The sequence below is a fragment of the Caulobacter sp. P1_B12_2 genome, from assembly GCF_056406675.1.
Genome location: NZ_JBFTZS010000138.1, coordinates 1 through 10,240 on the forward strand (window position 1 = coordinate 1; position 10,240 = coordinate 10,240).

Genomic DNA, 10,240 nt, shown 5'->3' on the forward strand with positions numbered 1-10,240 from the left:
CCCCGGGCCCGGGTGGCGGGCCACTACGACCTGGCGCGCACGGCCCCCGATCCGTTTGGCGGTCCGGGTCTGCTGCTGGGACCGGCGGTCGATCTGCCGCGTCGGATCCTGGCTCTGGTTCCGGCCGGGGGCGTCCAGGTCAGCGAAGTGTTCGCCGCCGGCTTGCGGGCCGGCGACGCGGCCGGCCTTCATACCGACTACGTCCACAGCCTGGCCGGCGAGGCGCTCGACGACGAGATCGTGGTCCACGCGCTCAGGGTTTGACCCGGCCTAAACCACCAGCTCTTCCAGCCGGCGAGGGGCGACGATGACCAGCGCCTCGCCGTCGCGCCGCACGATGCCGCGCCGCTCGAGGGCGGCGACGGCGCGCGAGGCGGTCTCGCGGGTGGTCTGGACTCGCATCGCCAGCGCCGACAGCACTGGCGGCGGGCGCAGGGTGCGGCCGTCGCCCAGCCGCGCCAACCGCAGCAGCTCGGCATGGACCCGGCCCTGGGCCGACAGGATGGCGCGGTCGAGCAGCTTGTCGGTGGCCTTGCGCAGTTGCTTGAGCAGCAGGCGAGACACGGCCAGGCCGACGCTGGCGTGGGCCTCGATCAGGCCCAGGAAGTCGAGACTGTCGAAGGCCGCCGCGTGGCTGGCCTCGACGGCGACGATGTCGGCCGGTTCCGGCGTCGGCGGGATGGCGCAGATGGCGCCGAAGATGTCGCCGCGCTCGAAATCGCGCACCAACACCACTTGGCCGTCGCGGCCATAGACCAGGGCGTGGGCCCGGCCGAGCACCAGCACGAAGGTCTCGCCGCCCTCGTGGCCCTGGCGCAGAACCAGGGCTTGGGGCGCGTAGGCGCGGGACCGGGCCCGTCCCGCCACGGCGGCGGCGACCTGGGGCGAGCAGGCGAAGATTTCCTGGAAGAACGGCGCCAGGGCCGACCGCTCTTCGATCACCGGCGCGACGCTCCGGGATGTTGCTCAGGGCCATGGACCAGCAGGCGAGGCAGGGCCGGCAGGCCGGCGCGCGGACCCGTGGTCAGTGTCAGCTGACGTCGTCCCATCGTCCTGGTCCCCTGTCGGCCGTCTAAATACCGTTGTTCTACGACAGGCCATGCGACGCAAGCGTTTCGCGCACCACGGCAAGCCGGAGGCGCGCTCCAGCAAGGGCGCCGCCCAAGCTGCGGTTTCTAGCTATTTGGGGGGGTGGTGGCGGAGAGGGTGGGATTCGAACCCACGGTGCCCTTCCAGGCACGCCGCATTTCGAGTGCGGTACATTCGACCACTCTGCCACCTCTCCAGGGGGTCTTCAGAGGCCGCCCGGAGGCGTGCCTTGAGTGAGGGCGGGATACCTAGCGGCGCCGCCGGAAGAGCGCAAGGGCTTGTGACAAGCTTTTGTGTCGCGGGGCGCGGTTTCCCGCGCGAGCGCCCCGCTCGAGCCCTGTGAACCTAGACCCTGGGATAGAGAACCATCTGGGTGCAGCGGAAAAGCGCTATGGTCTTGCCGGTGGCTTCGGCGGTGACGACGGCGTCCCAGACCTGGGTGTTGCGGCCGCCGTGGACCAGGGTCGCCTCGCAGGCCACGCCGCCGCCCTCGCGCACGGTGCCCAGGAAGTTGGACTTCAGCTCGATGGTGGTGAAGCCGCTGCCGCCCTCGGGCAGCGAGACCACGCAGCCGTAGCCGCAGGCGCTGTCGGCCAGGGCGATGACGCTGGCGGCGTGCAGGAAGCCGTTGGGGGCCATGTGATGCTTGGCGACCGTCATGCGCCCCAGGACGCGGCCGTGGACGGCCTGCGTCCATTCCAGGCCCAGCAGACCCGGCAGGTTGTCGGCCTGGGCGGCGGTCAGTTCGGCGCTCTTGTCTTCGGCCATGGCTAGGGCTCCCGTTTCGTCACGCGTCTAGTTCTTCGCGTGCGAAGCATCTAGGCGCGCGAGCGGGCGCAAGGCAAGTGCGTTTTTAAATAGAACTGATATCGACGGGCTGGAAGCGCTTGCCGTCCTCGCCGGCCGGCGGCAGGCGGAAGGCGCGTATCCCGACCTGCAGGGCGGGGGCGGCCAGCGGGCCGGGCGCGCTTGCGGCGACGGCGCGGCGGGCGACGAAGGCCTGCGCCGAGACGGCGTCGCCGGCGTCGATGTTGCCGGCCTTCTGCTCGGCGACCGTGGCGCTCCAGGCGTCGATCACCTCGCCGGTTCGGCCGACCAGGATGCGGGTCTGCGGCGGCAGGTCCAGCAGCCGGCGGGCGGCGGCGTGCAGGCCGGCGGGGTCGGCGCCGGGGGCGGCGCTGTCGTCCAGGCCCTGGTCGGGCGGCAGGAGGGCCGAGCCGGCGAAGACGACGTCGCCGATCTGGTAGGCGGTGGCGCCGGGCAGGCGGCCGGGCAGGGCGATGGCGGTGATCTCGAGCCCGCCCATCGGCAGAACCTCGCTGTCCTGGGCCAGCTTGTCGAAGTCCCAGCCTTCGAGATCGACGCCGTCGTCGCCCAGCACGCGGACCAGGCGCTTGAGGCTGTCCAGCACCGAGGCGCCGATGCAGATCGAGGCGCCGGTCTCGTATTTCAGGTGGCCGGCCGCCGACAGGTGGTCGGTGTGCAGGCCGGTCTCGAGGATCCAGGTCGGGCCCAGGTCCTTGGCGCGGACCTCGGCGATGATCGCGTCGATGAAGCGGGTGTCGACGGCCTGGGTCAGCGGATCGTAGTCGAGAACGGGATCGACGAACGCGCAGAGCAAGGTGGCCGGATCGGCGATCAGATAGGTCACCCGCCCGGTGGCGGGATGGTGGAACGCGGTGATTTCCGGCTGCATAGATCGGTCCGATGACGCCCTGAGGCGGGCACCTTGACCGCAAGCTCTTAAGTATCGGCGAACAAGACCAGCGTGCTCGCCCCTGGGGCGATTCGTCTCAGCTATGAGACCTACGGGCGGGCCGTGGCGGCCGTGCAGCTCTTGTCGCCGCGCATTTCGGTGACCCAGACGGGCTCGACATAGCGGTCGCCGTCCCGGAAGCCGGGCGCGCAGCCCTCGGGCGTGTCGGACTTGCTCCGCCCGCCGCCGCCGCGCATGTCCAGCGACAGGGCCAGGGACTGAGACGTTCCGCCGCGCGGGCCCCAGCCGTAGCCGTCGCCATAACCACCGTAGCCGCCGCCATAGCCGCCGTAACCGTAGCCGCCGCCGTGCTTGCCGAAATCGGTCTTGCTGACGGCGACGCCCAGGGTCCCGGTCTCGCCGATCGGGATCAGGCTCGAGACATAGCCGCTGCGATAGCCGCCGGTGCCGACGCTGACGCCCATCTCGCCGTGGACCTGGCGCTTGCCGTCCTTGTCCAGGGGGTAGCCGTTCACGTCGAGCTCGGGGCGCGAGGCGTAGGCGATGGGGCCGCCCTGGATCGGCGGTGCGTCGGCCATCCAGGCGGAGAGCGGATCGACGACGGCCGGCTTGGCGCGTTCGGCCGCTTCGCGGGCCTGGGCGTCGGCCTTGGCCTTCTCCAGCTCGGCCTCGGTCGGCGGCCGGGTGGCGCGGGAGGCGGCGGTGGTCACGACTTCGTCGTCGGTCGAACGGGCCAGCGCGGCGCTGGGGAGGGCCAGCGGCAGGACCAGCAGAGCGGCGACGAGAGCGATGCGGGACGCGAACATGGACGAAACCTCCGACCCCGCCACAGTGGGCCCGGTCTGTAACCGAATTAGGGCCTGAATGTATCAGGCACGCAAGGCGAAGCTGGGGGTTCGGCTACAGCGCTTCAAGCGCGGCTTCCAGCGCCGCCATGTCCGGGGGCAGGGGGGTTTCGAACCGCAGGGTCTGGCCGGTGATCGGGTGGACAAAGCCCAGGACGGCGGCGTGGAGGGCCTGGCGGGAGAAGCCGATCTCGGTGATCGCCGCCTTGACCGGCGCGGCCGGCGCGCCGGCGCCGTAGACCGGATCGCCCAGGCAGGGACTGCCCTTGCTGGCCATGTGGACGCGGATCTGGTGGGTGCGGCCGGTCTCCAGCCGGCAGGCGACGCGGGCGGCCAGGGGCGCGCTCTGGGCCTTTCCCGACGAGCCGAAGGTCTTCTCGACGCGATAGTGGGTGGTCGCCTCGCGGCCGCCGGACTTCAGCACCGCCATCTTCTTGCGGTCGCCGGGCGAGCGGCCCAGCTGGGTGACGATCGTCCCGACGGCCGGGCTCGGCGCGCCGCGGGTCAGGGCCAGGTACATGCGGTCGATGTCGTGGGTCGCGAACAGGGCCGATAGGCCTTGGTGGGCGGCGTCGGTCTTGGCCGCCACCATCACGCCCGAGGTTTCCTTGTCCAGGCGATGGACGATGCCGGGCCGCGCCACGCCGCCGATCCCCGACAGGCTGGCCCCACAGTGGAACAGCAGGGCGTTGACCAGGGTGCCGGTCTCGCAGCCCGGGGCCGGGTGGGCGGCCATGCCGGCCGGCTTGTCGATGACGATCAGATAGGCGTCCTCGTAGAGCACGCTGAGCGGGATGTTCTCCGGCTCGGGCTCGGCGGCGAGCGGCGGCGGCACCCGCACCTCGTAGAGGCCGGCCGGGCCCTTGGCCTTGCCGTCGGTCATCGGGCGCGGCGCCTTGCCGTCGACGACCAGCGACACCTGACCGGCGGCGATCAGGGCCTGCAGCCGGGCTCGCGAGAAATCGGGCGCGGCGGTCGCCAGGGCCTTGTCCAGGCGTTGGCCGGCCAGGTTCGCGCCCAGCTCGATCCGCACGACGTCGTCCCCGGCGCCCGTATCTTGGGCGTCCAGATCCTCGATCTCGTCATCGACGAGCGGCGCGGTCGGGTCGGTCGGCTGGATCAAGGCGTCTTCACGGCTCCGTCATGGGGATGTCGTATCGGGGACATCGCCCGCGCCTAACGGCTCAGGTTCAAGCCTTGCGTCCGAAGGGGATAGTCGATGCGCGCGTTCCGCACCACCTTGCTCATGACCGCCGTCAGCGCACTCGCGCTGACCGCCGGCGTCGCCCATGCCGCCGAGCCGGACGCTTCGGCTCCGGACCAGGTCGAGGCGCTGCTGGTCACCGCCCAGAAGCGCGAGCAGAAGGCCCTCGACGTGCCCATCGCCCTGACCGCCTATTCGGGCGCCATGCTCGAAAAGCTGGGCGTGCAGGAGTTCGACAAGCTGTCGGCCTTCGTCCCCGGCTTCCAGGTCCAGAACCAGTCGCCCAACAACCCCGGCTTCGTGATGCGCGGCATCACCTCCGACAGCGGCGAGGCCACGGTCGAGCCGCGGGTCTCGGTGTTCCAGGACGGCGTGTCGATCTCCAAGTCGCGCGGCTCCTATGTCGAGCTGTTCGACGTCCAGCGCATCGAGGTGGCCAAGGGTCCGCAGTCCACCCTGTTCGGGCGCGGCGCGATGATCGGGGCGGTCAACATCATCCAGAACAAGGCCGACGTGCGCGCCCTGGACTGGCGCGTGGGCGCCGAGCTGGGCGACCACGGCTACGGCCTGTTCGAGGGCATGGCCAACGTGCCGCTCAGCGACACCTTCGCGGTTCGTTTCGCCGGCCGCTACAAGGAGCGCGACGGCGCGATCGAGAACGTTCTGGGCGGCAGGAACCTGGGTTCGACCGACACCGGCGCGGCGCGTCTGTCGTTCCGCTGGACCCCGACCGACAAGTTCGACGCCGACCTGATCCTCAACTACGAGGCTGACCACCCCACCGGCACGGCGTTCAAGTCCAACACCTTCAACCCGACCAACATCACCACGGGCCAGGCCCTGGGCGACCGCGATCCCAACAGCCCGGCGGGCCTGTCCAGCGGCTACGGCTTCGAGGGCGGCGCGGCCCTGGGCCTCAAGCGCTTCGTGCAGGGGGCCACGGCCCTGGTCGACTACCGCTTCAACGACGCCTGGAGCCTGTCGTCGATCACCGCCGCCCGCCACTTCGCCAGCAACGAGGTGTTCGATCCGGACGGCTTCTCGCTGCCGATGTTCGTGTTCGCCGAGGACGCGCGCGGCACGCAGTACAGCCAGGAACTGCGCCTGAACTACGACAACGGCGGCAAGCTCAGCTGGTTCGGCGGCGTCAGCTATTTCGACGAGGACGCCCAGACCCGCGTCCCGCTGCAGTTCGACGAACGCTACGCCCTGGCCCTGCTGACCGGCCAGCTGAGCAAGCCCAACCCGCAGCCGACCGCGGTGCTGACCAATCCGGCCTATCTGGCCGCCCTCGTGACCGGCCTGACCGGCGGCGCGGCCACCGGGGCGACCGCCCTGGGCATCGCCAACAATCTGGGCGTCCACACCGAGCAGTTCACCAACTACGGCACGACGAAATCGTGGGACGTCTACGGCGACGCCACCTTCCACCTGACCGACCGCTTCGAGCTGTCGGCCGGCCTGCGCTACACCAATGACGACAAGTCCAGCGGCGTCGCCTCGCAGGTCAGCCAGCGCTCGATCCTGGGCGGAACGATCGGCGCGCTCAGCCAGCCGGCGGCGACGCGCCAGGCCATTCTCGGCGCCCTGGCGGTGCCGGGCGCGGCCAATATCCCGACCTCGGCCGGCTATCCGATCCCGATGTTYGGCCTGTTCGCCCAGCCGACCACCGGCAACGGCCAGATCTCGACCCAGGACTTCACCGACGACGGCCTGACCTGGCGCCTGGTCGGCCGCTACGAGGTGGCCCCCGAGGCCAGCCTCTACGCCTCCTACGCCCGCGGTCGCCGCCCCAAGGTGCTGTCCTCGGCCGCGCCCAGCGCGCCGATGTCGCCGGGCAAGTTCACGCCGGTCTCGGCCGAGACGGTCGACAGCTACGAGGCCGGCGCCAAGAGCCGCCTGCTGGACGGCCGGCTCTATGTCGAGGGCGCGGTCTATTTCTACGCCTACGACAACTTCCAGACCTCGGTGCAGGACGGCGCCCAGATCATCACCACCAACGCGGGCAAGGCCGAGAGCTACGGCTTCGAGGGCCAGGCCACCTGGCAGGCGGCCAGCTTCGCCGAGGTGTTCGCGACCTATGGCTACAACCACGGGCGCTTCAAGGCGGGCATCCGCGACGGCAACCGCTTCCGCCTGTCGCCGGACAACAAGTTCTCGATCGGCGCCACGCTGCACGCCGACGCCCTGGGCGGCCGCTTCAGCCTGACGCCGATCTACGCCTGGCAGTCCAAGACCTTCTTCGACGACGACAACGACATCCCGGCCCTGCAGGCGAAAAACCTGGTCCCCGACCTGGTCCAGGACGAACTGCAGAAGAGCTACGGCCTGCTGGACCTGCGCCTGCAATACCAGCCGTCGTTCGCCCACTGGACGCTCGGCGCCTTTGTGACCAACGCCACCGACGAGAAATACGTCAAGGACGCCGGCAACACCGGCGACGGCTTCGGCATCCCGACCTTCATCGCCGGCAATCCGCGCTACTACGGCGTGACCTTCTCGCTGCGGCGGTAGGGGTATTCCCCTCTCCCGTGAAACGGGGGAGGGGCGCATGGCCAAAAAGTTGTCATCCCGGACGAGCGCGCAGCGCGAAGATCCGGGACCGACGCGTGAACTCAGAGCTTCCGGCGGTCCCGGATCTGCGCTTCGCTTGTCCGGGATGACAACTTTCTTGTAGCAAGCCCATGGGCGACGCCTGCCCGCGATTGGGGACGCTACTTCCCCGCCGCCTCTTGCTCGTGGCCGGTGATAGAGCCGTCCTTGAACAGATATTCCTTCAGCTGCATGTCGGTCTCCGGATCGCTGCGGCGCAGCCATTCCAGCACCATCGCTGCGTGCTCCAGCTCTTCGCGGGCGTTGTGCAGCAGAATCTTGCGCAATTCCTCGTCGTCGCAGTCGTCCGCGCGCTGACGGTACCAGTCCACCGCCTCCAGCTCCTCGATCAGCGAGGTGATGGCGTAGTGCTGGTTCAGCGTCTTGCCGCGCAGTTTTTCACGCGGGACGTGGAGGCCTTCGCTGGACATGCATCGTCATCCTACTGTTGTGTCTGATCGCTAACGCACGAGAAGACCAAGCGGCGCCGTGAATCCTTCGGGGAGATGAGCATGACCATCGACAGACGCAGGGCGCTCGCCCTCTTCGGCCTGGGCGGCGCGAGCGCCGCGGGCGAGGCGATGGCGGCCGGGCCGAGGGCCCCGTTCGCCGGCCGGGCAGCGTTCCTGCACGGCGTCGCCTCGGGCGATCCGCTCGAGGACCGGGTGGTGCTGTGGACCCGGATCACGGCCGAGGCGACGACCGCCCCGATCCCCGTGCGATGGGACGTGGCGACCGACGCCGCCTTCAAGACCATCGTCCGCCAGGGGCAGGCGACGGCGATGGCCGGCCGCGACCACACGGTCAAGGTCGACGTCACCGGGCTGCAGCCGGCGACGGACTATTTCTACCGCTTCCAGTACGTCCGGAACGGCAAGCCGTTCGGCAAGCCCGTCGGCGGCCGCACGCGCACCCTGCCGAAGGGTTCGACCCGCGACGTCGTGCTGGCGGTGGTCTCGTGCGCCCTCTATCCGAACGGCTATTTCAACGCCTATGACGCCATCGCCAGGCTGCCGCGCGTCGACGCCGTGCTGCACCTGGGCGACTACATCTACGAGTACGGCGCCGCGCCCGACGACTACGGCATGGCCTCGCCCACCGCCAAGACCCGTGTGCCCGACCCGCCGCGCGAGATCCTCAGCCTCGAGGACTATCGCCGCCGTCACGCCCTCTACAAGACCGACCCCGCCCTGCAGGCCGCCCACGCCCGCGCCCCGTGGATCGTGGTCTGGGACGACCACGAGACCGCCGACAACAGCTGGATCGGCGGGGCCGAGAACCACCAGCCCAAGACCGAGGGCGACTGGGCCAAGCGCAAGGCGGCGGGGATCAAGGCCTATTACGAGTGGATGCCGATCCGCGAGCCGGCGGCCGGGACCCTGCCCGAGGCGTCCTGGCGGCGCTTCCAGTTCGGCGACGTCGCCACCCTGCTGATGACCGAGACCCGGCTGACGGCCCGCAGCCATCAGCTGGACTACGGCCGCGACGTGCCGGTCAAGGACGGCAAACCCGACTTCGCCGCCTTCGCCGTCAAGCTGGCTGACCCCGATCGGCGCATGATGGGCCAGGGCCAGGAGCAGTGGCTGGCCCGCGAGGTCGGCGCCTCGACCAAGGCCGGCACGGCCTGGCAGGTGCTGGGCAACCAGGTGGTCATGGCCCGGGTGGTCCCGCCCGACCTGAAGGCGACCATGGGCGACGCGGCCTATGCGGCCCTGCTGGCCAAGCTGCCCGCCTATGTCGCCAAACCGGTCGAGGAAAGCCGGGCTCTTTCGCAGGTCGGCGCGCCGGGCAATCTGGACGCCTGGGACGGCTATCCGGCCGACCGGGCCCGGGTGTACGACATCTTCAAGGCCGGCAAGGCGCGGCCGATCGTGCTGGCCGGCGACAGCCACGCCTTCTGGGTCAACGAACTGTGGGACGACGCTGGCACGACCCGGGTGGCGGCCGAGTTCGGCGTCACCTCGGTGACCTCGCCCGGCTATGCCGACTACCTGCCCGGCGCGCCGCTGGACCAGGCCTTCGTCGCCCGTAACAAGGAGGTCAAGTTCACCGACCAGGGCGCCAAGGGCTTCCTGCTGCTGACCCTCGAGCACGGCCGGGCGACGGGCGAACTGATCGCTGTCTCGACGATCCTGGACACCAAGTACCAGACGCGGGTGGTGAAGCGGTTCGTGGTGACGCCGGGCGACGGCGGCGGGGTCAAGGCGCTGGCCGAGGCCTGAGGTCGGCGCGCGGCGGCAGCCGCCGCGCGCCAGGCTTCAAGGCCCGGTTCAGCCGATCCGCATCGACAGTTCGACGTCCTCGGCGAACGGCGTGGACAGGTAGCCGCTCGCCGGCGAGCGCACGCGGGCCAGGTAGTCGGGGCTGTGGTCGGCGTTGTCCGCGACGATCAGGGCGCCCGGCCGCAGACGGCTTTCCACCAGGCTCAGGATCTCGGGGTACAGCGCCTTGGCGCCGTCCAGAAGCAGCAGGTCGATCGCTTCGGGAAGGTCCGCGCTCAGCGTCTCCAGGGCGTCGCCCTGGCGGATCTCGACCAGGTCGATCAGGCCGCCGGCCGTCAGGTTGGCCCGGGCCCGCTCCACCTTCGACGGCTCGAACTCGCTGGTGATCAGCACGCCGCCGCCGTTGTCGCGCAGGGCCGCGGCCAGATAGAGGGTCGAGATCCCGAACGAGGTCCCGAACTCGACGATGGTCCGCGCCTTGCCGCTACGGGCCAGCATGTAGAGCAGCACGCCCGTTTCGCGCGACACCGCCAGGGGCAGGTCCTTCAGGCGGCCGTAGAGGTCCAGATAG

Annotated in this window: 10 protein-coding genes and 1 tRNA gene; 3 read left to right on the plus strand and 8 right to left on the minus strand. The window is 70.2% G+C overall.

Annotation, left to right across the window (positions count from 1 at the left end):
* Positions 1-264 (plus strand): hypothetical protein (locus AC1DZ6_RS10625; RefSeq protein WP_477097150.1); only part of this gene is annotated, 264 nt, incomplete at its 5' end.
* Positions 265-270: 6 nt separating this feature from the next.
* Here the strand turns inward: AC1DZ6_RS10625 and AC1DZ6_RS10630 are convergent.
* The 6 genes from AC1DZ6_RS10630 to AC1DZ6_RS10655 form a co-directional block, all read right to left on the minus strand.
* The gene (locus AC1DZ6_RS10630; RefSeq protein WP_477097151.1) at positions 271-942 is read right to left on the minus strand and encodes a Crp/Fnr family transcriptional regulator; all 672 of its coding nucleotides are present in this window, start codon (positions 940-942) and stop codon (positions 271-273) included.
* 253 nt (positions 943-1,195) lie between these two features.
* Positions 1,196-1,285 (minus strand) — tRNA-Ser (locus AC1DZ6_RS10635).
* 149 nt (positions 1,286-1,434) lie between these two features.
* The gene (locus AC1DZ6_RS10640; protein ID WP_477097152.1) at positions 1,435-1,857 is read right to left on the minus strand and encodes a PaaI family thioesterase; all 423 of its coding nucleotides are present in this window, start codon (positions 1,855-1,857) and stop codon (positions 1,435-1,437) included.
* 85 nt (positions 1,858-1,942) lie between these two features.
* Entirely contained in the window at positions 1,943-2,785 is an 843-nt protein-coding gene (locus AC1DZ6_RS10645) for an MBL fold metallo-hydrolase (protein ID WP_477097153.1), read from the minus strand.
* A gap of 110 nt (positions 2,786-2,895) precedes the next feature.
* Positions 2,896-3,612: a hypothetical protein gene (locus AC1DZ6_RS10650; RefSeq protein ID WP_477097154.1), complete on the minus strand. Its 717-nt coding sequence runs from the start codon at positions 3,610-3,612 to the stop codon at positions 2,896-2,898.
* A 94-nt stretch (positions 3,613-3,706) separates the two neighbouring features.
* Positions 3,707-4,774 (minus strand): RluA family pseudouridine synthase, encoded by a 1,068-nt coding sequence (locus AC1DZ6_RS10655; RefSeq protein ID WP_477097155.1) that lies wholly within the window; start codon positions 4,772-4,774, stop codon positions 3,707-3,709.
* A 96-nt stretch (positions 4,775-4,870) separates the two neighbouring features.
* Here AC1DZ6_RS10655 and AC1DZ6_RS10660 point away from each other — a divergent pair, with 96 nt between their 5' ends.
* Complete coding sequence (locus AC1DZ6_RS10660) at positions 4,871-7,369, plus strand: TonB-dependent receptor (RefSeq protein WP_477097156.1); 2,499 nt, start codon at positions 4,871-4,873, stop codon at positions 7,367-7,369.
* A 200-nt stretch (positions 7,370-7,569) separates the two neighbouring features.
* Here the strand turns inward: AC1DZ6_RS10660 and AC1DZ6_RS10665 are convergent, their stop codons facing one another.
* Positions 7,570-7,878, minus strand: coding sequence for a ferritin family protein (locus tag AC1DZ6_RS10665; RefSeq protein WP_477097157.1), 309 nt, complete (start codon positions 7,876-7,878; stop codon positions 7,570-7,572).
* A gap of 81 nt (positions 7,879-7,959) precedes the next feature.
* On the opposite strand from AC1DZ6_RS10665, the gene AC1DZ6_RS10670 reads away from it, so the two are divergent.
* On the plus strand, positions 7,960-9,669 hold the full coding sequence (locus AC1DZ6_RS10670) for an alkaline phosphatase D family protein (RefSeq protein WP_477097158.1): 1,710 nt from the start codon (positions 7,960-7,962) through the stop codon (positions 9,667-9,669).
* A gap of 48 nt (positions 9,670-9,717) precedes the next feature.
* Here AC1DZ6_RS10670 and AC1DZ6_RS10675 read toward each other — a convergent pair.
* Positions 9,718-10,240 (minus strand): O-methyltransferase (locus tag AC1DZ6_RS10675; protein ID WP_477097159.1); only part of this gene is annotated, 523 nt, incomplete at its 5' end.

What these genes read in the sequence shown, in the direction of transcription:
- AC1DZ6_RS10640 (WP_477097152.1), bottom strand. Translation starts at nt 1,857, where the DNA reads ATGGCCGAAGACAAGAGCGCCGAACTGACCGCCGCCCAGGCCGACAAC.
- AC1DZ6_RS10645 (WP_477097153.1), bottom strand. Translation starts at nt 2,785, where the DNA reads ATGCAGCCGGAAATCACCGCGTTCCACCATCCCGCCACCGGGCGGGTG.
- AC1DZ6_RS10650 (WP_477097154.1), bottom strand. Translation starts at nt 3,612, where the DNA reads ATGTTCGCGTCCCGCATCGCTCTCGTCGCCGCTCTGCTGGTCCTGCCG.
- AC1DZ6_RS10665 (WP_477097157.1), bottom strand. Translation starts at nt 7,878, where the DNA reads ATGTCCAGCGAAGGCCTCCACGTCCCGCGTGAAAAACTGCGCGGCAAG.
- AC1DZ6_RS10670 (WP_477097158.1), top strand. Translation starts at nt 7,960, where the DNA reads ATGACCATCGACAGACGCAGGGCGCTCGCCCTCTTCGGCCTGGGCGGC.